The organism is Rhizobium mongolense USDA 1844 (assembly GCF_000419765.1).
Classification (GTDB): Bacteria; Pseudomonadota; Alphaproteobacteria; order Rhizobiales; family Rhizobiaceae; genus Rhizobium; species Rhizobium mongolense.
This window is the reverse complement of record NZ_ATTQ01000001.1, coordinates 407,228-432,034: the sequence shown is the minus strand read 5'-3', so window position 1 is coordinate 432,034 and position 24,807 is coordinate 407,228. Positions and strand designations below refer to the sequence as shown.

Annotated in this window: 21 protein-coding genes and 1 pseudogene; 15 read left to right on the top strand and 7 right to left on the bottom strand. The window is 59.3% G+C overall.

Translation table 11 applies throughout. The features are described 5' to 3' along the window. The first annotated feature begins 42 nt into the window (after positions 1 to 42). A complete protein-coding gene (locus A3C3_RS0102390; protein ID WP_022713019.1) occupies positions 43 to 813 on the top strand; it encodes a FadR/GntR family transcriptional regulator in 771 nt (256 codons plus the stop codon). 150 nt (positions 814 to 963) lie between these two features. Here A3C3_RS0102390 and A3C3_RS0102385 read toward each other — a convergent pair whose 3' ends face one another. From A3C3_RS0102385 to A3C3_RS0102370, 4 genes are all read right to left on the bottom strand, one after another. After that, positions 964 to 1,272 carry a helix-turn-helix transcriptional regulator gene (locus A3C3_RS0102385; protein WP_022713018.1) on the bottom strand — a complete coding sequence of 103 codons (309 nt, stop codon included), beginning with the start codon at positions 1,270 to 1,272 and terminating at the stop codon, positions 964 to 966. Between the two features lie 21 nt (positions 1,273 to 1,293). Then, a complete protein-coding gene (locus A3C3_RS0102380; protein WP_022713017.1) occupies positions 1,294 to 2,616 on the bottom strand; it encodes a type II toxin-antitoxin system HipA family toxin in 1,323 nt (440 codons plus the stop codon). A gap of 301 nt (positions 2,617 to 2,917) precedes the next feature. Next, positions 2,918 to 4,105: a mannonate dehydratase gene (gene uxuA, locus A3C3_RS0102375; protein ID WP_022713016.1), complete on the bottom strand. Its 1,188-nt coding sequence runs from the start codon at positions 4,103 to 4,105 to the stop codon at positions 2,918 to 2,920. 47 nt (positions 4,106 to 4,152) lie between these two features. Beyond that, the gene (locus A3C3_RS0102370; protein ID WP_028739333.1) at positions 4,153 to 4,875 is read right to left on the bottom strand and encodes a GntR family transcriptional regulator; all 723 of its coding nucleotides are present in this window, start codon (positions 4,873 to 4,875) and stop codon (positions 4,153 to 4,155) included. Between the two features lie 52 nt (positions 4,876 to 4,927). Between A3C3_RS0102370 and A3C3_RS47855 the strand changes: the two genes are divergently transcribed. The 4 genes from A3C3_RS47855 to A3C3_RS0102350 all read left to right on the top strand — a co-directional run bounded on the left by A3C3_RS47855 (position 4,928) and on the right by A3C3_RS0102350 (position 10,403). After that, complete coding sequence (locus tag A3C3_RS47855) at positions 4,928 to 5,272, top strand: replication initiator protein A (protein ID WP_022713014.1); 345 nt, start codon at positions 4,928 to 4,930, stop codon at positions 5,270 to 5,272. Continuing rightward, positions 5,266 to 5,922: a replication initiator protein A gene (locus tag A3C3_RS47850; RefSeq protein WP_312866123.1), complete on the top strand. Its 657-nt coding sequence runs from the start codon at positions 5,266 to 5,268 to the stop codon at positions 5,920 to 5,922. The genes A3C3_RS47855 and A3C3_RS47850 overlap by 7 nt, the downstream gene beginning before the upstream one ends. Before the next feature lie 699 nt (positions 5,923 to 6,621). Further along, complete coding sequence (locus A3C3_RS0102355) at positions 6,622 to 10,002, top strand: adenylate/guanylate cyclase domain-containing protein (RefSeq protein ID WP_022713012.1); 3,381 nt, start codon at positions 6,622 to 6,624, stop codon at positions 10,000 to 10,002. Positions 10,003 to 10,022: 20 nt separating this feature from the next. Then, positions 10,023 to 10,403 carry a YybH family protein gene (locus A3C3_RS0102350; RefSeq protein ID WP_022713011.1) on the top strand — a complete coding sequence of 127 codons (381 nt, stop codon included), beginning with the start codon at positions 10,023 to 10,025 and terminating at the stop codon, positions 10,401 to 10,403. Between the two features lie 77 nt (positions 10,404 to 10,480). Here A3C3_RS0102350 and A3C3_RS37560 read toward each other — a convergent pair. Next, a pseudogene (locus tag A3C3_RS37560) lies at positions 10,481 to 11,242 on the bottom strand (alpha-L-fucosidase); the annotation flags it as partial. A gap of 618 nt (positions 11,243 to 11,860) precedes the next feature. Here A3C3_RS37560 and A3C3_RS0102340 point away from each other — a divergent pair. Beyond that, positions 11,861 to 12,862: an alpha/beta hydrolase gene (locus A3C3_RS0102340; RefSeq protein WP_145611683.1), complete on the top strand. Its 1,002-nt coding sequence runs from the start codon at positions 11,861 to 11,863 to the stop codon at positions 12,860 to 12,862. 61 nt (positions 12,863 to 12,923) lie between these two features. Here A3C3_RS0102340 and A3C3_RS0102335 read toward each other — a convergent pair whose 3' ends face one another. Then, the gene (locus A3C3_RS0102335) at positions 12,924 to 13,637 is read right to left on the bottom strand and encodes a GntR family transcriptional regulator (protein WP_022713009.1); all 714 of its coding nucleotides are present in this window, start codon (positions 13,635 to 13,637) and stop codon (positions 12,924 to 12,926) included. Positions 13,638 to 13,904: 267 nt separating this feature from the next. On the opposite strand from A3C3_RS0102335, the gene A3C3_RS0102330 reads away from it, so the two are divergent. From A3C3_RS0102330 to A3C3_RS0102305, 6 genes are all read left to right on the top strand, one after another. Next, positions 13,905 to 14,987, top strand: coding sequence for an ABC transporter ATP-binding protein (locus tag A3C3_RS0102330; protein ID WP_022713008.1), 1,083 nt, complete (start codon positions 13,905 to 13,907; stop codon positions 14,985 to 14,987). 28 nt (positions 14,988 to 15,015) lie between these two features. Next, positions 15,016 to 16,314 carry an ABC transporter substrate-binding protein gene (locus tag A3C3_RS0102325; RefSeq protein WP_022713007.1) on the top strand — a complete coding sequence of 433 codons (1,299 nt, stop codon included), beginning with the start codon at positions 15,016 to 15,018 and terminating at the stop codon, positions 16,312 to 16,314. A 149-nt stretch (positions 16,315 to 16,463) separates the two neighbouring features. Beyond that, positions 16,464 to 17,378 (top strand): ABC transporter permease, encoded by a 915-nt coding sequence (locus tag A3C3_RS0102320; RefSeq protein ID WP_022713006.1) that lies wholly within the window; start codon positions 16,464 to 16,466, stop codon positions 17,376 to 17,378. Position 17,379: 1 nt separating this feature from the next. Beyond that, on the top strand, positions 17,380 to 18,201 hold the full coding sequence (locus A3C3_RS0102315; RefSeq protein ID WP_022713005.1) for an ABC transporter permease: 822 nt from the start codon (positions 17,380 to 17,382) through the stop codon (positions 18,199 to 18,201). A gap of 1 nt (position 18,202) precedes the next feature. Next, positions 18,203 to 18,946, top strand: coding sequence for an aspartate/glutamate racemase family protein (locus A3C3_RS0102310; RefSeq protein ID WP_022713004.1), 744 nt, complete (start codon positions 18,203 to 18,205; stop codon positions 18,944 to 18,946). A gap of 1 nt (position 18,947) precedes the next feature. After that, positions 18,948 to 19,559, top strand: a complete 612-nt coding sequence (locus A3C3_RS0102305) for a flavin reductase family protein (RefSeq protein WP_022713003.1) — start codon at positions 18,948 to 18,950, stop codon at positions 19,557 to 19,559. A 221-nt stretch (positions 19,560 to 19,780) separates the two neighbouring features. Here the strand turns inward: A3C3_RS0102305 and A3C3_RS37555 are convergent, their stop codons facing one another. Then, complete coding sequence (locus tag A3C3_RS37555) at positions 19,781 to 21,616, bottom strand: potassium transporter Kup (protein ID WP_233450600.1); 1,836 nt, start codon at positions 21,614 to 21,616, stop codon at positions 19,781 to 19,783. Between the two features lie 203 nt (positions 21,617 to 21,819). Here A3C3_RS37555 and A3C3_RS44965 point away from each other — a divergent pair, with 203 nt between their 5' ends. The 3 genes from A3C3_RS44965 (at position 21,820) to A3C3_RS0102290 (ending at position 24,801) form a co-directional block, all read left to right on the top strand. Then, positions 21,820 to 22,095, top strand: a complete 276-nt coding sequence (locus A3C3_RS44965; RefSeq protein ID WP_145611681.1) for a hypothetical protein — start codon at positions 21,820 to 21,822, stop codon at positions 22,093 to 22,095. A 38-nt stretch (positions 22,096 to 22,133) separates the two neighbouring features. After that, positions 22,134 to 23,654, top strand: a complete 1,521-nt coding sequence (gene arfA / locus A3C3_RS0102295; RefSeq protein ID WP_022713001.1) for an arabinosylfuranosidase ArfA — start codon at positions 22,134 to 22,136, stop codon at positions 23,652 to 23,654. 61 nt (positions 23,655 to 23,715) lie between these two features. Beyond that, positions 23,716 to 24,801, top strand: a complete 1,086-nt coding sequence (locus A3C3_RS0102290) for an ABC transporter ATP-binding protein (RefSeq protein WP_022713000.1) — start codon at positions 23,716 to 23,718, stop codon at positions 24,799 to 24,801. Positions 24,802 to 24,807 lie beyond the last annotated feature (6 nt).

Here is a 24,807-nt window from a genome sequence, read left to right as displayed (position 1 = left end):
CATGCGTCACCCGTCTTAAGGGTGGCGCCGCAAGGAGATATCATGGGGGCAGCCGTACCAACGCTTCGGCTTCAGGGGGAGCAGCGGCTTTATCAGATCGTGGCACGCCGTATTGCGCGCATGATCGAGGCAAACGCCAAGAACCCGGACTGGCGCATGCCTTCCGAACGCGAGCTTGCCGAAGAACTCGAAGTCAGCCGCCCGGTCGTGCGCGAGGCGGTTATTGCGCTGGAGATGCGCGGCCTGGTGGAAGTCAAGGGCAGGGCCGGCATCGTCGTTTTGCCGGTCCGCGGCAATCAGGTCAATTTTGACAAGATCAGTGCGGATGCCGGCCCCGGCCCGTTCGAGCTTCTGGAAGCCCGGCTTGCAGTCGAGGCGAGTGCTGCCGCCATGGCGGCCGAACGCGCGACGAATTACGATATTGCCGTGCTCGAGGACTGTATCGCTCAGATGGAGCATGAGACCGACGTCACCTTAAACAACGAAAAGGGCGACCGCGATTTCCATGTGACGATTGCGCGCATGACCGGAAATGCCATTATCGTTTCCATCGTCGAGGCGCTTTGGGTTCAGCGCGACGAGTCGCTGATGTGGAAAAAACTGCATGAGCATATCCATGCGCCAAGCGTGCGCCCGCTGTGGATCGGCGATCACCATGCAATCCTGACAGCTCTGCGTCTGCGCAATCCCGACGCCGCCTACAAGGCGATGGCGCGCCACATCCGCAACGTCAGTAACGAGTTGATGGAAGCGGATGAAAGGGGACGGTTTGCGCCTGAAGTCATGCAGGCGGATGATGGAAAATCGCGCTAGCCGGATGGTCAAGGCTTCTGGGTTCAACGCCCACCTTCTCCAGACTTTCGGCAGGGATCCGATTGGCTCTCCTGTCCGGGCAGGACCCACATGAGCGGCTGCCAAATGTGGCAGACAGTCGGTGCGCCAACAGCCGGAGCCTGAGAGGCTTTACGCCAGGGGTGATCCTGGCTCATCGTCGCGCGGCGTTTTCGGTACAAATCCAACAGAAAAGCCGAATAGCCTGCCAATCTTCTCTAGCGTCTCTAGGGTCGGGTTCCCCGTGCCGGTTTCGATTTCGGCAACCTGTCGGCGGGTAAGCCCGAGCGTCTTGGCGAACTCCTCCTGCGTCATGCCGAAGCTCTTGCGGATTTCGAGCACCGCGCCAGGCAGGCGCAGCGCGCCATGGCGAGCGCGCTCCGCCAAGATTTGGCGCAGTTCTCGGACTTCCTCTTTGCTCGGCTTCTTCCATCGAGCCATATGATCAGTTCCTTTCCGGCATCATGAACTCGTTGCCAAAACGCCGTCGACAATCTCAGCGCATCGCGCCATCGCCCGATCGAGGATTTCCGAGGGTGCGTCTAATTTTCGTGCCATCCGAGGCACTTGTTTCAGGCGCTCTGCAAACTTTCGTAGCTCGGAAAGAAGGCGCATCTGGTCATCAGGGTCATCAAGAAGCTCCGCACAGATTGTCTTCCAATCCGGCAAATGATCGCGGCCACGGTCGCGCATGCACGCCCATCGGGTAGACCGGATGATTCCTTCCTTTGCCAGTCGCATGGGGGCGAAATCAAAGAGTGGCGAGAGCCGAATGCTTCCATCAGGATACTTGCTCAGCGCCGAGTTTCGTCCGTGATTGTCGGGATTGCCGAGCGCCAGATTTGCGACGTCACGTCTTATATACTCAGCGATGTCGGCAAAGGGATCAGACGAGAATTGTTTCAGGACGTCGATATAGGCCTCATGGGTGCCGATATGGCCGAAATCGGCAACGCCGATTGCCGACACAAGGCTTTCCTGCCCAAGGCGCACGACTTGGCCATGATTGCCACGTTGCCGATCAAATCGAGGTATGATCAGCACGCCTTCGGCGTATGTCGAGGTTTCCTTCACGCTTAGGCCGATTTCCACCGCGATCCGGGAGTAGAGTGCTTCGCCTTCGAGAATGAGGCGATCCGCCGGCTCTGTGCTGCGGACCAGTTTTACAATGACATGACGCACCGCCTCGTCATCTGCGACAAAACCGTCTGGGTAATAAAGCCCGTCACTCGCCTGGGTCATCGACACCTTCGGCCACTCTCCTTGAAGCCCGCTTGACCCCGAAGCCAACATGCCGAAACGGTCTGCAACTTCCATGAAGTGATCGGTACGCTCGAGAATGTCGTTCTCGGTCACGCCCTGGCGTTGAACCTCACGTCGTCGACGCGCTTCGGCATCAGCCGCTTCTTTGATGCGGATATTGCCAATCCCTCCGGTCGCCGCCCGGAGCAGGAGGGGAAGATCGGCTTCGCGCGAAGCTTCGTTCAGCTCAAGATGTTCGGCAAGTTTCCGGCGCGCATGTCCTTGGGGCATTAGATCCAACAGGAAGGGTGGCCATTGGCGACTGTATCGGTTTTCAAGGTCTACGGGATAGCGGACGGATAGGGCGCGATGGTCGCAAACAGCCTTTCCATTGGCAAAATCGACAGAAGCTGCCTCAACAAAGTAATCAAGATCGTAGTCAATGACCGAGGCGCCCGTATAGCCAGCTCCTTCGTCTTGCAGTTGTAGGGTTGCGGCCCCACGCCATTCGCCATTGTCATGAACTTGAAGCGTCAGGCGCATGTTTAATCCCCTTTAATGGGTCAATTAATGCGCTGAAGTTTAAAAATCAACCCCTATGATGGTACAATAGAGAGTGCAGTGGTCAATCGATGGCGGTTTTCGTTTTGGTCCGAATCCAAAATGGCGCAGCACGACACCAAGAGCGCCCACGCCGCCATAGCATTTGTGCCGGATTCGATCCGTAAGAGCTATATGGCCCGCAAAAATCGCCCACTTTCATCGAGCCGAAATTCCGGTGAGACAAAACGAGGAAAAGCAAACTGCGAAAATCGGAATGCGGGCCTGGAGAGCTCTCTCACGATCAGGATGGTTTGGCACCGAGCGCGTGGAGGATGCCGCGCAGTTCCGCCAGTCCGCGCATGCGGCCGATCGCGGGATAGCCTGGCGTGACGGTCTTGTTCAGATCATCCAGCATGCGGTGACCATGGTCGGAGCGGAACACGATTTCGTCGTTCGGGCTGCGCTTGCGGTCCTCGGCCACGAGTTCCTTGAGAACCGCGACCATATCGACATCACCTTCCAGATGCGCGCTTTCATGGAAGGAGCGGCCGTCGCCTTCACGCTTGGTGGCTCGCAGATGCGCGAAGTAGATGCGCGAGGCAAAGCGCCGGGCGATTGCCGGCAGGTCGTTGTCGGCACGCACGCCGAGGCTGCCGGTGCAGTAGCACATGCCGTTTGCCTGTGATGGTACGGCCTCAAAAAGGGCAGCGTAGTCGTCTGCCGTCGAGGCGATGCGCGGCAGGCCGAAGAGCGAACGCGGCGGATCGTCCGGATGGAGCGTCAGCTTGACGCCGCGCGCTTCGGCGGCCGGTGCGACGGCCTGAAGGAATTCGATGAGGTGCTGGCGGAGCTTTTCGGCGTCGATGCCGGCATAGGCGGCAAGCTTTTCGCGGAAGCCGGGAATGGTCAAAGGCTCAGTTGTCGAGCCGGGCAGCGCCGAGGTTATGATGCGGGTGATCTCGGCGATCTCGGCTTCCGGCATAGCCTCGTAGACTTCGCGGGCGCGTTTCAGGTCGTCCGCTGAATAATCCTTTTCGGCACCCTGACGCTGCAGCACGAAAAGGTCGAAGGCGGCAAAGCGCTCGTGGTCGAAGCGCATGGCGGTCGCGCCCGTTGGTATCTCGTAGTCGAGCTCGGTGCGCGTCCAGTCGACTACGGGCATGAAGTTGTAGCAGATGATCGGGATCCCGCAGGCGGCGACGGCTTCGAGGCTTGCAATCCAAGCCTCTATTTCGGCCTTGGCCTGGCCGCCCTTGCGCTTGACTGCATCGGGGATCGGAATGCTCTCGACGACGGACCAGGTGAGGGACGAGCGGCAAGGCGGCGTGTTTTCGATCATGGCCTTGCGTTCGCTGACTTCGCTTTCCGTCCAGGCGCGGCCGATTGGAACCTGATGCAGCGAGGAAACGATGTTCGTCGCGCCCGTCTGGCGTACATCGTCTAGGGTGACGGGAGCCTCGGGCCCAAACCATCTCCAACCTTGCCGCATCTGTTTCCTCCTTGCTGTTTCGTTGTTTATGGGTTCTGCCGGCTGCTTCAGCTGAAATAATCGGGATAACGCGTTCGAAGCTCCGCGACATCGGGGATGACGGCGCTCAGATGGTGAAGCATGGCGTTGCGGGCGGCTTCCGCATCGTGGGCTGCGATCGCATCGCGGATAGCACAGTGTTCGGGAACTACATTGTCCATGCGGCCCAGGGCTGGAAGCGTCAGCCGTCGGGCTCGGTCGATCTGCACCTTGACCGTTTTCAAGATGGTCCAGATACCGGGATAGCCGGCGATCTGTATTATCGCCTCGTGAAAGGCCTCGTCCTCTTCATGGAAGCTGGACACGTCGCCGAGGGCGGCAAGCGCTTTCTGCCGGGAGATGATGGCATCGAGCCTGGCAATGTGGTGCGGCTTGGCCATCCTGGCAGCACTCTCGATGGTGGTGCCTTCCAGTGCTTTGCGAACGACAACCGCTTCCGGGATTGCCGAAACGGGGATTCGCGAAACGACGGTGCCGGACTGCGGATAAATCTCCACGAGTCCACCTTCGGCAAGACGAAGCAGCGCTTCACGCACCGGTGTGCGGCTGACGCCGAATTCCTCGGCGATGCGCTTTTCCTGAAGCGCAATTCCCGGCGGCATGCGCAGCGAAACGATGTCGGCATGAAGCCTCTCGAAGATCGCATCCGCCGTCGTTACGCGGCGAAGCTTCGCCGGTCTTTCCAAAAGAGCCGGAAAATCGATCGCTTCGGAACTGGACGCCTGCCGCATGGACTGCCTGAACATGACTTCGTGTGCATACTAGTATATCAATCGAAGTCCGTTGCCAAGGCGCGCCGAGAGGTGCCACACGGCGCTTCCGCATCGACGAGGCCAAAGGCCTCAAGCCGAGCATTCCGCCCCAGCGGAAATCCTCAAGTTCTGCCGGCTCGAACTGGGCGGCAACCAGTACGAGGATCTGGAACGCGCCCTCGCGCGGCTGCCGGCGACGAATATCCGCATCACCAACCTCAAGGGTAGCCGTGAGGGCCGGGACCGGCGCGCGACCGAAACCTTCCCCCTGATCGGCCGCTACAAGGTGGTCAGCCGTACCAACCAGGATCGGGTCGACCAGGTCGAGACCGAGATCCCGGGCTCGGGCGCCCCGATGGAAAGCCGACCATCCTGACGCTCAATCCGGACTATTTCCTGCTGTCACGGCCGCTCGCTCGTTTCATCTACCGGCTTGCGCGCAAGGCTGCCGGGGACACGACGGCCTTTTATTCCCTGAAAGAGCTGCACAAACGCAGCGGTGCCAAGGTGCCGATGCGGAAATTTCGCCAGACCATCGAGGAAATCGTCGAGACGGCCAAGACCACGCCGCTACCTGACTATGATCTCAACCTTGAGGATCGCGGCCCACGATCTGGTCCTGCATATGCGGAAGCGCACAGAGCCTCCCTGGCGAAATGGATCTCGCGGCGATCGCCTAATTTTGTCAAAGCGCCGTACTTCGGTCCGCCTGACTTTGACAAAAATTTCAGGTCCCGACTCGCCAGCGGTATTTGTCAAAAAACCGCACTTCGTTCTGTCAACGCTGTACATCCGGCAAAACCGTACTTCGATCCGAAAACGCCCGTTGAGCTTGACGCTCTCGCCGACGCCGCGGAAATTGATCGCAGCGACGAGCGAGATGAAGACAACTGCGATGAGGGTCACGCCATAACCGCCGAAATCGAAGCCGAAGGCTGTCGAGAAGTTGGCCGAGCTTCGGACAGCCGAACGAAGGCGAGTTTTGCAGAGCCGGTGGTGGCACACCACATGCCGCGCCGCCAATAGAAGCCCCGCCCCTCGCCGGAGGGACATCGAGAACGGGTCACCATCGGCAAGCGGCATTTTAAGCTGTTGCCAAACTTCGCTTCACGAATCGGAGGCTTTCCGAAAACGCTTATCCGCAAGAGGTTGACGGCGGTCGGTTCGGCATCCGGGCTCGAGTCCGATCCAGAGCGATGGTCGGAGGGCCGGGTCCGCCCGACCTTTTCGCCTTTTGACGTTCGAGGTAGGAAACATCGATATATGGGCTTGAATTTGCTGCGTTGCAGCATTACCTTTTGATGATCCGAAGCGATTCACCCTCCTCCCGAGCCGCTTCGGTCCGACGGGCAGCACTCCTCCTCCCAAGCTGCCAGTCATTATCGAAGCCCGGCGCACCTCCTCCCGCGCCGGGCTTTTCGTTGCGCAACCGGAGGCTTGTCGCAAGGAAGGTCGTACGCCGATTTGACCGCGAGCTACCGCGGTGATGAGACGGAAATTCTTGCGCCATGAGCCGCTGGAGCTCTTGCGCCCCACATCCTCGGGGGCTGGCTGCATCCGTGCCCCGGACGCAAGTTGGAAAGGGGCCGGCATCGCCCGGCAGCTTCGGCTATTCAGGGCTTAAGTACGCCTCCGGCACCATCGGTATACAATGTGTGGCGAGTGCTTTTTCCCGGTGGATGCGGTATAGTGTTTTCTTGAGGGTCGTCCTGGGGAGGGGACCCCATGGTTATTTCTTCCTGGCTGGAGAGCTTGGGATGCGGGCAGTATGCCTCGGCCTTCGAGATCAATGCGATTGACGCGGAGATGCTGCCGAAGCTGACCTCCGACGACCTTAAAGAGATCGGGGTGACCCCCCTTGCGCACAGAAAGAAAATACTCGAGGCAATAGCTGGACTTGACGACGGCCAAAGGGCCCCGCGACTGCGTCGTCAGGCGGATTTGACCGCCGTTTCTCCTCGCCCCCAACCAGTGTCCGCACGGCCCCGAGAGGCGGAAAGACGCCAGCTGACAGTGATGTTCGTCGACCTGGTGGGTTCTACTGGCTTTTCAACCCATCTCGATCCTGAGGAAATGGGCGCGCTGTTGCGTGAGTTCCAGAATGCCGTGGCGGGCGACGTCGTCCGCTTTGACGGCTACGTGGCGAAGCTGATGGGCGATGGCGTGCTTTGTTATTTCGGCTGGCCCCAGACCCATGAGGACGAAGCCGAGCGAGCCGTCAAGGCAGGTCTTGCAGTTGTAGATACCGTCAAGGGCTTGTCGACCAAGGGCGGCCAGCAACTCTCCGTTCGTGTTGGGATAGCGACCGGTCTGGTGGTCGTCGGCGACTTAGTCGGTTCCGGCGCCGCTCAAGAGAATGCGGTTGTCGGCGAGACACCAAACCTCGCGGCCAGACTGCAAGCTCTGGCTGAACCGAACACAGTGCTGATTTCCGAACTTACATTCCGACTGACAGGTAAGCTCTTCGAGGTGAAGCGTATCCGTCCGCAGAAACTGCACGGTTTCGATACCCCCACGAATTCCTACCAAGTGATCGGGGAGGGCCGGGCGGAAAGCCGTTTCGACGCTCTCCACGCTGGAGGCACTGCTCCGCTGGCGGGGCGAGATCTTGACCTGGCTTTGTTGACCGAGCGATGGAATCTCGCGGCGTCGGGGGAAGGTCAGGTCGTCGAGCTCTTTGGCGAAGCAGGGATCGGAAAGTCACGCATCCTTCAGGAACTTCGCGAACGGTTGAAGGAGGAGAACGTCACATATTTGCGTTATTTCTGCTCACCTTATCATACGCAGAGCGCGCTTTTCCCAGTCATTGACCAGTTGCTGCGCGCTGCCAACATTTCACGGACGGATCCGCCCGAACGGCAGCTGGCGTTTCTCGAAGGAGTGCTTGCAGCGACCAACAATCCGCAGGAGGAAGTGGCGCTGATTGCCACCCTGTTGTCGATCCCCACGGGAGACCGTTATCCTAAACCCGATCTGATGCCCCAAAAGTTGAAAACGCGCACATTCGAGGTCTTGGTCGACCAACTGGTCGCCCTTGCGGGAGCAAAGCCGATCCTCATGCTGCTTGAGGATGCGCATTATCTTGATCCCGTATCGGCCGAGCTCTTCGATGTGATTGTGGATCGGATTCAAAAGCTTCCGATCATGCTGGTCGCCACATCCCGGCCGGAAGGCTTGGTTCGGTGGAATGGCCTTCCGCACGCAACTTTATTGACGCTGAACCGATTGAGTCGAGCGCAGGCGGCCTCGATTATCATGGTCATGACAGCAGGAAAGCGTCTTCCGCCCTCGGTTCTCGACCAAATTCTTTCAAAAACAGAGGGCGTGCCGCTCTTCATCGAGGAATTGACCAAGGTCGTCTTGGAATCGGGCATGCTTAGCGACACAGGCGAGGACTACAAACTGTCAGGCCCTCTGCCTTCGCTGGCGGTACCCGCAACGCTGCACGACTCTTTGATGGCAAGGCTCGATCGGCTGGCCTCGGTCAGAGAGGTTGCCCAGATCGGTGCAGTGATCGGCCGGGAATTCAGTCACGAATTGCTGGCTGCTGCCGCTGGGCTGGCAGAACCCGAGCTGGAGAGGGCGACTGACCAGCTTGTGGCTGCAGGCCTGGTATTCCGCCGTGGTGTAGGCGGCGATGTCACCTACGCCTTCAAACACGCATTGGTTCAAGATGCCGCTTACGGGAGCCTTTTATTGAGCCGACGCCAACAGCTACACGCGCGAATTGCGCACATCATGGAGGAACGCTTTCCCGAAAAGGTGGAAGCTGAGCCTGAGTTGCTTGCGCATCATTTCAACCAGGCCTCTCTTTTAGACAAGGCCGTCGAATATAACGAATTGGCCGGGAGGCGTGCGCTTTCGCGCTCCTCGATATCGGAAGCGCTTGTTCGGTTCCGGAATGCCCTGAACGGATTGGCGGCTCTCCCGCCCTCCCAGGAGCGATCGCGGCGAGAACTAGCGATTCAGGTAGCGCTCGGCAGCGCGCAAGTGGCAGCGCACGGCTTTGCCGCGCCGGAAACAGGAGCGGCGTACCTGCGGGCACACGAGCTGTGCGAAGAGCTGGATGAGGTGCGCCAGCTGTTCCCGGTTCTCTACGGCCTCTGCCTCTACCATCTCTACGCGGCCGAGCTTGCTGAAGCACGTCGCGCCGCCGACAAACTGCTGGAGCTGGCCGGTCAGAACAATGACCGCGGCCTGTCTTTCTTCGCCCATCGGGCGGCGGGTGTCAGCGCGCTTCCCGCAGGCGAATTTTTGCGTGCTCGCGCCCATTTGAAGGAAGCGCTGTCACTTTATGACCCGCAGGAGCATCGGTCTGAAGCATTCGTCTATGCCTTTGACCCCCGCGTCGTCTGTCTCGATTATCTGGCGCGCACTCTATTGCCGCTTGGTTTGCCTGATCAGGCGATCGCGGCCAATGATGAAGCGGTGCGGGAAGCAAGAAGCTTAGGACATCGCAACAGTCTCGCTCTGCCTTTGTTTTTCGGGGGCGTCGTCCATCAGATACTCGGCAATCGGGAGGCTGTGAAAAGTCGGGCCTGTGAACTCCTGGAAATATCAGAAGAGGCGGGATTTCGCTTTTGGCAGGCAGGAGCAATGATCCTGCATGCCTGGGCAATTGCCGAGGAGGGCGAAACAGATCGTGGCAGATCCGATTTGTTGAGGGGCATTGAAGAGTGGTGTCGCACCGGGGCGAAGTACATGTCGCCGTACTTCTCGGCGGTTCAAGCCCAGATCGCCATGAAAGCCGGACACCCGGGCGCGGCCCTCGCCCTGCTTGTGGAAGCACAGCAGGTTATCGAACGTACCAATGAGCGTTGGTTCGCGGCCGAGGTTTTCCGTCTTCAGGGAGAGGCCATGTTGCAAATCGATCCCGAACGGAAAACGATGGCTTCGGAGCGCTTCGGCGAGGCGCTTGCCACTGCCCGAGCACAGGGCGCACGCTTTTGGGAACTGAGAGCGGCAATGAGCCTTGCGCGGATTGACAACGAAGTTTCCGCGCGTGAACAGCTTGCCCAACTTTGTGAAAGTTTCACAGAGGGTACGGCACTGCCAGACCTTAAGAACGCGCAATTGCTAAGCGGACACGCCGCAGGAGCAGCTTAGCCCACAGCCAGGAGGTGACCATGCCGGAGTCGAATATCCGCGAAATAGTCAAGGACGCTAACGACCGCTGGAATGCAGCTTTCAACAGCGGAGATTCAGCTTCGATAGCGGCTCTATACACCGAAGACGGAACCGTGCTGCCGCACACACATGCAATTGTGAAAGGCCGCACGGCAATCGCCGATTTCTGGGCCGGAATGATCTCGGCCGGGATCAAAGGCCACGGCATAGAATTGCTTGATGCCCATAATGCGGGCGACATCGCCTATTCCAGCGGCAAGTGGTGGGCGTCTGGTGTGGGAGAAGACGGGAAGGCGATCCGCTACGAGGGCACGATCGTCACGATCTTGCGAAAACAAAGCGACGGTTCCTGGAAGACGTGCCTGCACACGTGGAACTGAAGCGACCGGAGACGGGGGAGGAAATTCCCCCCGGGTGGTTTATAACGCCTCGGGGGGACGCGATGGACCCCACTCGATCATTTGGCCCGACCTCGACAGCCTCTCGCCTTCAGGAAAACTTCAATGACCGGCACCGTGACCGACGGCCTGCGTACCGGCAACACGAAGCTGACGGCATCTTCGCCGACGGGGAACTGGCTGTTCTTCCAAAGCGTATTTCCCGATGGCTTGAGCCAGGCTACCTCGCTGCCATCATGCAGAAACTGGGCATATTCGATCTTGCCCGCCAGCGCGTCGAAATGCAGGTGCCGGAACGGCCAGTTGAAGAGGTGGATGTAGAGCCGGCTGCCATTCTGCGTCAGCCTGCAGTCGAGCGGCGCAAAGAATTCAGATTGTGTGCAGCCATAGATGCTGTGCCCATGCAGCGCGATCCACTCTTCGTAGGCGCTGAGTGCAGCCTCAGCGCGATGGTCAAGCGTGCCGCGCGCCGTCGGCCCGACGTTCATCAACAAGTTGCCGCCCATCGCCACACTGCCGATCAGGAGCTGGATCAGCTGCTCCGGGCTTTTCCAACTATCCTCGTCTCGGTGATAACCCCATGAGCCCCTGAAGGTGTGGCACGCCTCCCAGGTCATCCGTTTGCCGTCTCGTTCCGGCCAGGCACGAGGCACATATTGCTCCGGCGTTACGATGTCGGGCACGAGGTCGGCGAGATTGAGCCGGTTGTTGATGATCGTATCCGGCGCGAGTTCGCGCACCAGGCGCACCAGCGATTCGCTCTCCCAGTCCTTCTGCCCTTTGCCGACGAGGTCGCCCTGCTTCCACTGCGGGTAGGAGAAAACACATGCTCAAGGACAAGACCAACTTCATCCCCCACAAGGCAGCAGTCATGACTGCCTGAGCCGGAAGGAGACAACAACAGGTTTCGGGCGGGCACGACCATCAGCCACCCGGAGCAAGGTCCCTTCGCCGGGACGATGGATGGGTTAGGCCGCCAGTCCGGGAGCAGCACTAAGGTGACTGCGCGTCTTAGATTGGTCAGCCGGTCCTCAGCAGACCCCATAGAGCAGCGGCCCAGCGTCGACTGCGGACAGAAGCAAGCACTCGGCGAGGGATTAAGCTCAAAAGGGATTGACTCGGGAAGGCCCGTTACAGAAGCCGGACATATCCTTCTTTTCGAAGGCGCTGCAGAAACGCGAGCGGACCCATTGTCTGGACACCACCCGTCTCCTGCCCGGCAAGGCCGGACATAAAGCGGCACTGTCCGGCCGGACGGTGCCGATCGCCCCTCAGGGTGATCGCCGATATGGCGACAGTGGTCTGAGGACGGCTTGCGGCGGGCCAGGACAAATAGACTCCGGGCAACTGCTTCCCTTTCTTTACACGATAGCAATTGCCGCTACAGTCTTGGCGGGCCCCACTGATATTCAGGCGAGGCGAGGATCAAGAGGAGTTTCATGCCATTGCGATCAAAAACCGGTTTGGCTGGCAGGGCGATGGCATGCCTGCTTCTGGTATCATCGCCGATCGACATGGCCCGTGCCGAAGACACGACAAAGTCGGACCCGCGATCGCGCGCCAAGGAAATCATCGCGCGTCTTCTGGACGACAAGAGCGATTTTCGCGATCGAAGGCTGCGCTTCGATGAGGCGATGAGTGCCACGCCTGAGCCAACCCGGGTGCAGATCCGCCAGGTCGATGCCGATGGCGTTGACGGCGAGTTGATCTGGCCCGCTCGCCTCCACCACCCGCTTGGCAGGCGGGCGATCCTCTATCTCCACGGTGGAGGCTTTTATGGCGGCTCCATGCGTAGTCATCGCAACATCGCCGCGTCGTTCGCGAAGGCCTCGTCTGCCGATGTGCTGTTGATCGAATATCGGCTTTTGCCTCAATACCGCTTTCCGAGGCAGGTCGAGGATGCCGTCACCGCGTTTCGCTGGCTGCTTGAATCCGGCTACGAGGCGGCAAATATTGTGGTGATCGGAGATTCCGTCGGCGGAACCTTGGCGCTTCAAATGTCCCTTCGCCAGATCGCCACGAACGGCGAGAAGCCCGCTGCCGTGATCGCTATCAGCCCGGTTGCCGATTTTGAGGGTGCGGGGGTTCCGGCGCATGGCGAAGACGAGGTTTCCGTCAGCCGTGAATGGCTACAACAGGTGGGGAAGGAATATGCGGGGAAGGGGAGCCCCTCGCTTCAAACCGTGTCGCCGATAAACAGCGATTATTCAGGTTTTCCTCCGATCCTGCTGCAGGTCGGGGACAAGGAGGCTTTGCGGGGGGATGTTCAGCGTCTTTTCGAAAAGCTGAAGGCTGCAAATGTCGATGTGCGGCTCGACGTCGTGCCGGGCCTGTTCCACGGGGCCTCGTTGTTTCCGTTCTGGCTCGACGACGCCAGGAGATCCAACCAGAATGCGGCGGAATTTGCCATGGCTCATTTCGCCGATAGACCACCGCAATGAATCCGGGTTGGCGATGCTCCGACAGCCGGTATACGCCTTCGTCCGCCAAGCTGGCTGGATCCTAGATCGCAAAGGCCTCTTTCAATCCGAAGCTTTTGCGTTCGCGCAGATCCAGATCGGCTTCTATATGGGAAATATGGTGCACCATCAGGCGGCAGGCGGTATCGAGATCGTCGTGTTCAATAGCCGCAACGATATCGCCATGCTCTGTATGGCCGCAGCTTGATACGGTCGACTGACCGTAGAGCGCGATGACAAGCGAGGAGCGGGCGACGAGCTCTTCCATGAAGCGCTGCATGATGGCATTGCCGGAAATCTGTGCGAGCATTAAGTGAAAATCGCCGGAGGCCTTGATTTCCGCGCGTCGCGCTGTTTGGCCGCGCTCGCTCATCAGACGGCCCTCTTCCAATAGAAGCTGCCTCAGATGCTGGATCTGCGAAGGTGTAATGCGCGCGGCCGCTTCGCGCAGGATTCCGGGCTCCACGAGCCGGCGGGCAGCGAAAATCTGCCGGGCCTCGTCCGGGGACGGATAGGCGACGAAGGCGCCACGGTTCTTCTCCACGCTGACGAGGCCCTCATAGGACAGGGCCTGGAGCGCGGCGCGGGCAAGCGTGCGGCTGACGTTGAAGAGATTTCCGACATCGCCTTCGGAAAGTTTCGTGCCGGGAGAAAGGCGCCGCTCGACGATCGCATCTCGGATCGCATCGCGAATCTGCTGTGTGCTTGTCTCGGCTGAATCGTCTGCCGAAAGATCTGCGTCAGAGGTGGACTTCATGAAATCGGATACCTGATTATCGCCTCAATGATAGACAGCTTCGGAAGAAAAGTTAAACGGAATTTGCGAGCAAAGCGTGGGTCAAATTGTATACGATTATCTGCATAAATTGCAGACAAAAGCCTATTTCCTGTGCAAGTCGATGAAGGACACAATTGGGGCGGGCCTTGGATGTTCCAAAAAAGCCCAGTGATTCATGGGGTTTGGTGCCGGCGATGAAACTGGCACGGCGGATGCATTAATCTTTCTCGAACAGGGGAAGACATGATGTCGAAAGCGGCGGAAATCGATATAGCATCCGTTTCGAAGGTTTATGGCGCGACAACTGCGGTCCACGCCATCAGCTTGAAGATTCCGGCTGGATCATATTGCTGCTTCCTCGGCCCATCGGGCTGCGGCAAGACCTCGACGCTCCGCATGATCGCCGGCCATGAAAGCATCTCGTCGGGCGATATCCGTCTTGGCAATACGGTTGTGACCGATTTTCCTCCCGCCAAGCGCGGCACGGCGATGATGTTCCAGTCTTATGCGCTCTTTCCACATCTGGACCTTATCGACAATGTCGCCTTCAGCCTGAAGATGAAGGGGGTCGGCAAGGACGAGCGCCGGGCCAAGGCGCTGGAGATGCTGAAGCTGATGCAGATGGAAGCTTATGCGACCAGGCGTCCGGCGCAGCTTTCGGGCGGCCAGCAGCAGCGCGTGGCGCTGGCGCGCGCGCTGATCACCGATCCGGAAGCGCTGCTGCTTGACGAGCCTTTGTCGGCCCTCGACCCGTTCCTGAAGATCCGGATGCGCGCGGAGCTCAAGAAGCTTCAAAAGACACTTGGCATCACCTTCGTCCATGTGACGCACAGCCAGGAAGAGGCGATGGCGCTTGCCGACATGATTGTCGTCATGAATGACGGCAAGATCGAACAGGCGGCAGCACCGCGCCAGGTCTTCGAGCGCCCGGCCACGGCTTTCGTCGCCCGTTTCATGGGCGACCACAACGTTCTATCCGGTCGCGTCGTCTCTGCCGAAGGCGGCGTGATCACCCTCAAGGTGCCGGAAGGCCAGACATTTTCCGTGCGTGGTAAGGGCAGGAAGGTGGGCGAGCCTGTCGATATCGGCATCCGCACCGATCGCGTCCGCCTCGAAGCGCCGGCGGAAAAGACGCTCGGCTTCCACGGCGTGGTTTCCAACATCGAATATCGCGGCGCTTCGGTGAAGATCACCGCAATCGGCGCGGGCAGTGACGACTTCACGGTCATCGCGAGCGACGGCGATTACTTCGCCAAACCCGTATCGATCGGCGATGCGGTGTCTTTGAGTTGGACGCTGGAGGATGCCGTCCTCCTCGGCCGTCCATGAATTTCGCAATCAAAAAAGGGGAACTGACATGAAGACTGAAACGAAGACAACCAAGACTGAGAAGGGCATTTCCCGCCGTTCGCTTTTGAAGACGGGCGCTGCCGCCATCGGCGCAGCCGCCGGCTCGGGCCTGATCACCGGCTTTCCGACGATTTGGGCGCAGTCCAGCATCACGCTTCGCCAGTTCGGCACGGGCGTCTCAAACATCAATGCGATCGCCGAACAGTGCAAGAAGGACCTTGGCATCACGCTTGAGATGACGGCAACGGACTCGGACGCTGCTGCCCAGCGTGCTGTCACCCAGCCGGACAGCTATGACATCGCCGACATCGAATACTGGATTGCCAAGAAAGTCTTTCCAACCGGCGTCCTCCAGCCGATGGATACGTCGAAGCTGAAATATTTCGACAAGATCGTGCCGCTCTTCATCGACGGCAAGATGAAGCCGGACAGCGTCATTGCGCAGGGTACCGCACCGCATACGGTCGGCTTCGTCGAAGGCGCCGATTCCAAGACCTTCGCCAAGGAGCCGACGAAGTGGATGACGATGGTTCCGACCATTTACAACGCCGACACCCTGGGCATCCGTCCGGATCTCGTCGGCCGCGAGATCACCACTTGGGCCGACATCATGGATCCGAAGTTCAAGGGCAAGACCTCGATCCTGAACATTCCCTCGATCGGCATCATGGATGCCGCGATGATCATGGAAGCCATGGGCAACATCAAATATGCCGACAAGGGCAACATGACCAAGGAAGAGATCGACAAGACGATTGAATTCCTGATCAAGGCAAAGAGCGAAGGCCAGTTCCGCGCCTTCTGGAAGAGCTTCGACGAGTCGGTCAACCTGATGGCGTCGGGCGAGGTCGTCATCCAGTCCATGTGGTCGCCGGCCGTTGCCGCTGTCCGTTCCAAGGGTATTGCCTGCAAGTACCAGCCGCTCAAGGAAGGCTACCGCGCATGGGGCGGCGGTCTCGGCCTTGCCTCGCACCTCAAGGGCGCTCAGCTCGACGCCGCCTACGAGTACATCAACTGGTACACGTCCGGCTGGGTCGGCGGCTACCTCAACCGCCAGGGCTACTACTCTGCCTGCATGGAAACCGCCAAGGGCTTCATGTCGGCCGATGAATGGGGCTACTGGATCGAGGGCAAGCCGGCGCAGGGCGACATTCTCTCGCCGGAAGGCAAGGTCATGGAGAAGGCCGGCGCCGTCCGCGATGGCGGCTCCTTCGAGGCCCGCATGGGCGCTGTTGCCTGCTGGAACTCGGTCATGGACGAAGACCGCTACATGGTCCGCCGCTGGAACGAGTTCATCGCCGCATAAGGTGTTCGCCGCGTTCGTCTCCTCAACCCTCCCGACAGGAGGAGGGGACCGGAGAGGTCGCGGCAGAAACTCCCTCCTTCTGCGGGAGGGCTGGGGAGGGGTCTTTCGGATCCCTTCCATTTTTCCGCGAATGTCGAAGAGGATGGCAGATGGCAACGATCGCTTCCGCACAACCCGGTGAGAAGGCTGAGCGCGTTCGAAGTGGCGGCTTTCGCCTGCCGCTGGCTGCTATTTCCTATCTCCAGGCCCTGCCGCTCTTTCTGATCCTCGGTTTCTTCTTCCTGCTGCCGATCGCGATGATCGCGGTCGTGAGCTTCTGGGATTACGATTTTGCGGGGCTCTATCCCGCCTTCCTCACCATGAATTATACCGAGACGCTCGGTTCATGGGTCACCTGGAAGATCTACCTTAACACCCTCAAATTCACCGTCGTCGTCTGGGCGCTGACGCTCCTCATCGGCTTTTGGGTCGCCTATTTCCTGGCTTTCCATATCCGCAAGACCTCGACGCAGATGATCCTCTTCCTTGTCTGCACCGTCCCCTTCATGACGTCGAACATCATCCGCATGATCTCGTGGATTCCGGTGCTCGGCCGCAATGGACTCGTCAATACGACGCTGATTGAGATGGGCCTCATTCCGCAGCCGATCGAGTGGTTGCTCTATTCCGATTTCGCCGTCGTACTCGCCATGGTGCACCTTTATACGCTCTTCATGGTGACGCCGATCTTCAACACGCTGATGCGCATCGACCGCTCGCTCTTCGAGGCGGCGCGCGATGCCGGTGCCAGTGGCTGGCAAATCCTCTGGAACGTCGTCATCCCGCTTGCAAAACCCGGCATGGCGATCGGTACGATCTTCGTCGTGACGCTGGTGATGGCGGATTTTTCCACCGTGCAGGTCATGTCCGGCGGCCAGAGCGCTTCGGTCGCATTGATGATGAAAAACCAGATGTCGCTGCTGCAGTATCCGGCCGCTGCCGCCAATGCTGTCGTGCTTCTGGTCGTCGTGCTCTTGATGGTCGCCGCCATTCTGCGCGTCGTCGACATCCGCAAGGAGCTTTGAGATGAACCATGAAAAGCGAACCGTCGAATTCTATGTGCTCGCGGTCTTTTTCGCCGTCTTCGTGGTCTTTCTCTACGGCCCGCTCTCGGCGGTTCTGATCCTGTCATTCCAGGGGCCGGACGGTGGCCTGACCTTCCCGCTGAACGGGGTTTCGGTTCACTGGTTCTTCAACCTTTTCGAAAAGCAGGCCGTCGGCGATTTCGGCGCATCCTTCAAACGGTCCTTCTCGCTCGGCCTGATGGTGATGATCGTCACCGTCGTCGTCTCGCTGCTCGCAGGTCTGGCCTTCCGCCGGAAATTCCGGGGCTCGACAGCACTGTTTTATGCGACCGTTGCGAGCCTCGTTGTTCCCTCGATCATCATTTCGCTCGGCATCGGCGTCGTCTTCCAGCAGGGCGGTCTGAAGCCTGCCTGGTATTCCTCGGCTTTCGGCGCGCACCTCACCTGGACGCTGCCATTCGGCGTGCTGATCATGTTTGCCGTCTTCAACCGCTTCTCTCCGGCCTATGAGGAAGCGGCGCGCGATCTCGGCGCAAGCGCATGGCAGACCTTCCGTCACGTCGTTTTGCCGATGATCCTGCCGAGCCTGATCGGCGTCGGCCTTTTCGGCTTCACGCTCTCCTATGACGAATTCGCCCGCACGCTGATGACGTCGGGCACCTACAACACGTTGCCGCTCGAAATCTACGGCATGACGACGAACGTCACGACGCCGGTGCTTTATGCGCTCGGAACCGTGACGACGCTCTTCTCCTTCACCATTATTCTCGTCGCGCTCGGCATCATGATGATGCTCAGCCGGCGGCAGGCAAAGATCAGATGACATGCGCATACTGCTGGTAAACCCCAACACGACGGCCTCGATGACGGAAAAAGCTGCCATCGCCGCACGCGCCGTCGCCGCAACAGGAACGGACATCATCGCTGTCACGTCCCGTATGGGACCGGTTTCGATCGAAGGCCACTATGACGGGGCGCTGGCAATCCCGGGACTGCTGATGGAGCTGAAGGAGCGCCAGGGGGCCGGCTATGACGCGGCGGTCATCGCCTGCTTCGACGACACCGGCCTTGATGCGGCGCGCGCCTTTGCCGATGTGCCGGTGCTCGGGCTTTGCGAATCTGCGGTGGCGACAGCCGGCTTCCTGGCGCAACGCTTCACGGTCGTTACCACGCTGGAACGCTCCCGCGTGCTCATCGACAATCTTGTCCACCGCTACGGCATGGGCGGCCGGGCGAAGGTAAGGGCGTCCGACATCCCAGTGCTCGAACTCGAAAACGGGGCCTCCGGTGCCATCGGAAAGCTTCGGGCTGAAATCGAAAAGGCCCTTTCCGAGGACGGTGCAGAAGCAATCGTGCTCGGATGTGCGGGCATGACCGATCTCGCGCGCGATTTGCAGGAGATCTATGGTGTTCCGGTCGTCGATGGCGTTGCCGCGGCCGTGAAGCAGGCCGAAGCGCTGGTGTCGCTCGGACTTTCGACCAGCAAGCGCGGCTCCTATGCCTCGCCGCTTCCCAAGGCCTTCACGGGCGCGATGAGCAGATTTGCCCCGATGCGGACAGCAAGCTGATATGAGCATCTCCTTCGACTTTACGGCACTGAGCGAGCGCGAGCGCTACAAGCTGATGATCGGCACGATCATCCCGCGTCCGATCGCGCTGGTGACGACGGTGGATGGGGAGGGCCGCATCAATGCCGCACCCTTTTCCTTCTTCAACTGCCTTTCGGCCGACCCGCCGATCCTGGCGCTGGGCGTCGAGAATCATCCGGATATGTCGTTCAAGGATACCGCCCACAATATCCGCATGACCGAGGTTTTCACCGTCAACATCGTCTCCTTTTCAATCGCCGAGGCGATGCATGTCTGCGGCGCGAAGTATCCGCGCGGTGTCGACGAACTGAAGGAGGCGGGTCTGACCGCCATGCCCGGAGAAAAGGTCGGTTCGCCCTGGATTGCCGAGGCTCCTGCCGCCTTCGAATGCCGCAGGCATGTCACGCTGGAGCTTGGCAAGTCGCGCCAGGTTATCCTCGGTGAAATCGTCTTTGCGCATTATCGTGACGGTGTTGTCGATCCGGAGCGCCTTCACGTTGATCCAGCAGCTGTCGATGCGATCGCCCGCCTGGGCGGCGACATCTGCTCCACCGTCCGCGACCGCTTCGAGATGCTGACACCGAAGTTGTAGAACGGCGGTCATCTGCCGGAAGCAAGCCCTGCTCGTATCTCAACACTCGGGCGGCAATTTTCTGGACGCGACCCTTGGGGGATAGAAGCCGAAGACAAGCACGATCGCCTCTGACGACTGTTTTATGTCGGCCGGCGAACTGTCTGGCGTCATTCGCCTCTTTCCCCTTCGTCACGAAGAAAGCTCTGCACTCACAAGCGGAACGCCAGGCGCCGCGTCGATCAGATCGTCACCTGGATGCCGAGTTCGACGACACGCCCGGTCGGCAGCCGGAAATACTCAGTTGCATTGCTGGCATTGTGCGCGAGTGCGATGAACACCCGATCCTGCCACAACGGCATGCCGCCTTTCTCGGACGGCAAGATCGTCCTGCGCGACAGGAAAAAGGTCGTCGACATGATATCGAATTTCAGGCCGAGCTTGCGCGCCAGGATAAGGGCGCGGGGAATGTTGGGGGTCTCCATATAACCAAAGGTGATGACGATGCGGCTGAACAGGGGATGCAGGCTCTCAAGGAAGATTTTCTCGTCATCGGCGACATAAGGTGACGGGGACGTCAAAACGCTGAGGATGATATTGTGCTCGTGCAGCACCTTGTAGTGCTTCATGCTATGCAAGAGAGCAGTAGGCGCACCTTCGACGTCACTTGTCAGAAACACTGCAGTTCCCGGCACGGTCGCTGGCTTTTTCCTTGTCAGATTGTCAATGATCATCGTGAGGGGGACCTCGTCCGCCCTCGTTCTAATTGTCAGCAAGCGACGCCCGGAAATCCAGGTTTGCATCAAGAACGCGGCGGTGACGGCCACGGCGACGGGAACCCAGCCGCCTTGTCCGAACTTTGCGACGTTGGCGACGAAGAAGCTGGTGTCGATCAAGATCAGCGGAGCGATTACGATCAATGCAAGTGTCCGTCGCCATCTCCAGACGCGTCGGGCGACGACGAAAAGTAAAATAGCGGTAATGAGCATCTCACCGGTGACGGCGATCCCGTAGGCGGCGGAAAGACCGCTGGAATTTCGAAACGTGGTCACCAATGCGATGACGGCGACGAACAATAAGGTATTGACCTGGGGCATGTAGATTTGTCCGGCCTGAGTTTCCGACGTATGGCGGATGCTGAAGCGCGGCAGAAGATTGAGGTGCATCGCTTGGCGGATAAGGGAATATGCCCCGGAAATCACCGCTTGGCTGGCAATGACGGTTGCAGCGGTAGCGAGAACGACCACAGGAAATTGCGCCCACTCGGGCTGCATTGCAAAAAAAGGATGTTCGATGTCCTCAGGATGGCTGAGGACATATGCGCCCTGACCGAAATAATTCAAAAGCAGGCTTGGAAACACCAGCGCGAACCAGGCAAAGACGATCGGCTTGCGCCCGAAATGCCCAAGATCCACATAGAGCGCCTCAGCGCCGGTTACCGCCAGGAACGCTGCGCCCAGAACCGGCACTGAAATTCCAGCATGCGTGCCGAGAAATTGTATGGCGTGAAGCGGATTGATGGCCGAGAGGATCAAGGGCTGTTGGAGGATGTGCGCAAGGCCGGAGACGCCAAGGGTTAAAAACCATAGTGCGGTGACGGGACCGAATACCGATGCGACACCGCCCGTCCCGAACCGTTGAACGAGAAACAGTGCCGTTATGATGGCAACCGTGGTCGGAACGACCCAGTGCGAAAGCTGCGGGGCGACCACCTCGAGGCCTTCGACGGCCGATAATACCGATATCGCAGGAGTGATAATGGCATCGCCCAGAAACAGTGACGCGCCGACAATGCCAAGAACAAGGACCCAAACCGGCCTGCCTTCAAGGCTTTCACGGGCAAGCGACATCAGTGAAAGTGTGCCGCCTTCTCCTTTGTTGTCGGCTCTCAAAACGAAGCCGACGTATTTGATGGCGACGATGGAGGTCAATGCCCAGACGATCAGGGAAAGCAAACCGAGAATCTGCTTGCCGTCGACCATTCCTGACACCTGGCCGGAGACTCTCAGGGCTTCGCGGAATGCATAAATCGGGCTTGTGCCGATATCGCCGTAGACGACGCCGAGGGCTCCGAGCACGAGGAGGGGAAAATTCGCCGGTCCCCGGTGATCGTTTTCGGCTTGGGGTCCGTTCCCGGGTGGCTTCGTCGGGGTCAAGGTTATTTCCTGGTTGACGATCGCTGTTCAATAGCCGCCGACTATCCGCCGTCCCGCCGCCAAAGAAGTCCTCGAAGAGGAAACGACGCGAACGTGCAAAGAGATCCTTGCCTCGGATTGTCCTGGTGACGGTTCCTCTCGATCTGGCGCTCATAATCGCAGTTTCTGCGGTCAATGTCACGCCGCAGCAGCGATCCTTCAAGTGGATCGCGGCCGGTCGATGGCGACCGGATGCGAAGCTGAAATGCGCAGCTGGCCAAGAAAAAGCAAGGCACAACACATGCCTGGAATCAGCGTTACGCATCACCGCAAATACGTTCGGCAATCGCACACACCCACCATATGAAACTGATTTTTTGATACAAAACAAAATACTTGAAATAAAAAATTTCCGAGTCTAGCTTGCGGAAAAATCAAATTCAATAAACGAGGAACATTCATGCGGGCAAAAGCCACCCTCAACCGGGAATTCACGATCTCGACCGTCGACAAGCGGGTCTATGGCTCCTTCCTTGAGCACATGGGCCGCGCCGTTTACACCGGCATCTACGAACCGGGCCATGCGAAGGCGGACAAGAACGGCTTTCGAACCGATGTTCTTGATATGGTGCGCGATCTCGACATGCCGATCGTGCGCTATCCGGGTGGCAATTTCGTCTCGGCCTATCATTGGGAAGACGGTATCGGCCCGCGGGACCAGCGTCCGACAAGGCTTGATCTGGCGTGGCGAACACGTGAAACGAACCAAGTGGGCATCAACGAATTCGCCGACTGGTCGAAGCTTGCCAACACCGAGATGATGCTCGCCATGAACCTCGGCTCGCGCGGACTGAACGATGCCCGCAACTTCCTCGAATATTGCAATCATCCGGGCGGAACCTACTGGAGCGACCTTCGTGCCAAGCACGGCTACAAGGACCCGCACAATGTCCGTATCTGGTGCCTCGGAAACGAGATGGACGGTCCCTGGCAGGTTGGCCACAAGAGTGCTGCCGAGTACGGCCACCTAGCCAACGAGGTCAGCAAGGCCTTCAAATATTTCGACAAGACCTTGGAGACGGTTGTCTGCGGCTCGTCCAACGACAAGATGAAGAGTTATCCCGAATGGGAGGCGACAGTTCTCGATGCGAGCTATGACAGTGTCGACTACATTTCGTTGCACAAGTACTTTGGCAACGAAGAAAACGACACGCTGAACTATTATGCCAAGGCGATCGAGCTCGATCGCTATATCGTCACCATCGGCGGCGTCATCGACTACATCAAGGCGAAGAAGCGGTCGAAGCGCGATGTGAAGATCTGCTTCGACGAATGGAACGTCTGGTATCACGATCGCAAGGAAGACGGCGAGCGTATCGCGAGCTGGGATTGGCCGGAAGCGCCGCCGCTCCTCGAAGAGCTTTATAATCTCGAGGATGCGATTTTCGTCGCTTCGCTGATCAATGTCTTCATCCGCCGCTCTGACCGGGTCAAGATCGCCTGCATGGCGCAGCTCGTCAACGTGATTGCGCCGATCCTCACCAAGGCCGGCGGTCCGGCATGGCGCCAGTCGATTTATTATCCGCTGCAATTTGCCTCGAAATACGGTCGTGGCACGGCGCTGACGGTGTCGTCGTCCGGCCCCGCTTACGACTGCGAGGTCGCGCAGGACGTGCCCTATCTCGATCTGTCGGCGGTGCTGCACGACAATGGCAAGACCATAGCGCTCTTTGCAATCAACCGCAGCCTTGACGAGGCGTTGGACCTCAGCGTCGACCTGCAAGGCTTCAAGGGTCTAAAGATCGTGCAGCATCACGTCATGACCGGCGAGGATCTGAAGGCCAGGAACTCGGTCGAGAACCAGGAGCGCATCGTCCCAAAGGCGGGGGCGGGTCTTTCCATCACCGACGAGGGTGCGCTCATCGGGGCCCTGCCGGCAAAATCCTATCATTTCATACTGCTGTCTGTCGCCTCGGCGTGAACTGATTGCCATCGGGGCGGCGGAGGAGCCGCCCCGATGAAAACGACAATCGGGAGGATGCATGTCTGGTATCAAGCTGACGAATGTCAGCAAGTCGTTCGGCTCGTTCAAGGTCATTCATGGCGTCGATATCGAGATCGAACAGGGCGAGTTCGCGGTTTTTGTCGGTCCCTCGGGCTGCGGAAAGTCGACGTTGCTCAGAATGATTGCGGGGCTGGAGGAGACGAGCGGCGGGCAAATCCGCATCGAGAACGACGACGTGACCCACAGGGAAGCCTCCAAGCGCGGCGTGGCGATGGTCTTCCAGTCCTATGCGCTCTATCCGCATCTGTCCGTTTTCGAAAACATGGCGTTCAGCCTGTCGATCGCGCGTCGGCCGAAAGCGGAGATCCAGCAGAAGGTCAAGGCGGCGGCCGACATTCTGCGTCTCGGTGACTATCTGGATCACAAGCCAAGCCAGCTTTCCGGCGGCCAGCGCCAGCGCGTGGCGATCGGCCGGGCGATCGTGCGCGAGCCGCGCGTCTTCCTATTTGATGAGCCGCTGTCCAACCTTGACGCCGAACTGCGCGTAAAGATGCGCATGGAGATCGCCCGCTTGCACCGGCAGATCGGCGCGACCATGGTCTATGTCACGCATGACCAGGTGGAGGCGATGACGCTTGCCGACAAGATCGTCGTGCTGAGAGGAGGCGTCGTCCAGCAGGTCGGCGCGCCGCTCGAGCTCTATCGCGATCCGCAAAACATGTTCGTCGCAGGCTTCATCGGCTCGCCGGGCATGAACTTTCTGAAGGCAAAAGTCATAAACGCGGGGCAAGGCTTTTTGCGGGTCGAGCTTGAAGACGCGCCCGGTCAGCCGTTCGATCTGCCGACGCGCACGGGTGTCGCTGCCGGCGCATCCGTCCATGTCGGCGTCCGTCCGGAGCATATCGGGCTCGGGGCGAGCGAAGGCACTGTGACGCTTCCGGCCGTGGCCGAATTCACCGAGGAGCTCGGCGGCACCGGCTACCTGCATATTCTGACTGCGAGTGGCGCGGAAATGACGGTCGAGTGCCGCGACAGCCGCCCGCAGCCCAAGGAAAAGATCAACCTCTCTTTGAGGGTGCCCGAAATGCTGGCCTTCGACAGCGAAGGCAGGAGGCTCAGCTGATACCCG

Coding starts and splice junctions, on each gene's coding strand:
- A3C3_RS0102390 (WP_022713019.1), top strand. CDS start 43: ATGGGGGCAGCCGTACCAACGCTTCGGCTTCAGGGGGAGCAGCGGCTT.
- A3C3_RS0102385 (WP_022713018.1), bottom strand. CDS start 1,272: ATGGCTCGATGGAAGAAGCCGAGCAAAGAGGAAGTCCGAGAACTGCGC.
- A3C3_RS0102380 (WP_022713017.1), bottom strand. CDS start 2,616: ATGCGCCTGACGCTTCAAGTTCATGACAATGGCGAATGGCGTGGGGCC.
- uxuA (WP_022713016.1), bottom strand. CDS start 4,105: ATGCGGCAAGGTTGGAGATGGTTTGGGCCCGAGGCTCCCGTCACCCTA.
- A3C3_RS0102370 (WP_028739333.1), bottom strand. CDS start 4,875: ATGCGGCAGGCGTCCAGTTCCGAAGCGATCGATTTTCCGGCTCTTTTG.
- A3C3_RS0102355 (WP_022713012.1), top strand. CDS start 6,622: ATGGTTATTTCTTCCTGGCTGGAGAGCTTGGGATGCGGGCAGTATGCC.
- A3C3_RS0102350 (WP_022713011.1), top strand. CDS start 10,023: ATGCCGGAGTCGAATATCCGCGAAATAGTCAAGGACGCTAACGACCGC.
- A3C3_RS0102340 (WP_145611683.1), top strand. CDS start 11,861: ATGCCATTGCGATCAAAAACCGGTTTGGCTGGCAGGGCGATGGCATGC.
- A3C3_RS0102335 (WP_022713009.1), bottom strand. CDS start 13,637: ATGAAGTCCACCTCTGACGCAGATCTTTCGGCAGACGATTCAGCCGAG.
- A3C3_RS0102330 (WP_022713008.1), top strand. CDS start 13,905: ATGTCGAAAGCGGCGGAAATCGATATAGCATCCGTTTCGAAGGTTTAT.
- A3C3_RS0102325 (WP_022713007.1), top strand. CDS start 15,016: ATGAAGACTGAAACGAAGACAACCAAGACTGAGAAGGGCATTTCCCGC.
- A3C3_RS0102320 (WP_022713006.1), top strand. CDS start 16,464: ATGGCAACGATCGCTTCCGCACAACCCGGTGAGAAGGCTGAGCGCGTT.
- A3C3_RS0102315 (WP_022713005.1), top strand. CDS start 17,380: ATGAACCATGAAAAGCGAACCGTCGAATTCTATGTGCTCGCGGTCTTT.
- A3C3_RS0102310 (WP_022713004.1), top strand. CDS start 18,203: ATGCGCATACTGCTGGTAAACCCCAACACGACGGCCTCGATGACGGAA.
- A3C3_RS0102305 (WP_022713003.1), top strand. CDS start 18,948: ATGAGCATCTCCTTCGACTTTACGGCACTGAGCGAGCGCGAGCGCTAC.
- arfA (WP_022713001.1), top strand. CDS start 22,134: ATGCGGGCAAAAGCCACCCTCAACCGGGAATTCACGATCTCGACCGTC.
- A3C3_RS0102290 (WP_022713000.1), top strand. CDS start 23,716: ATGTCTGGTATCAAGCTGACGAATGTCAGCAAGTCGTTCGGCTCGTTC.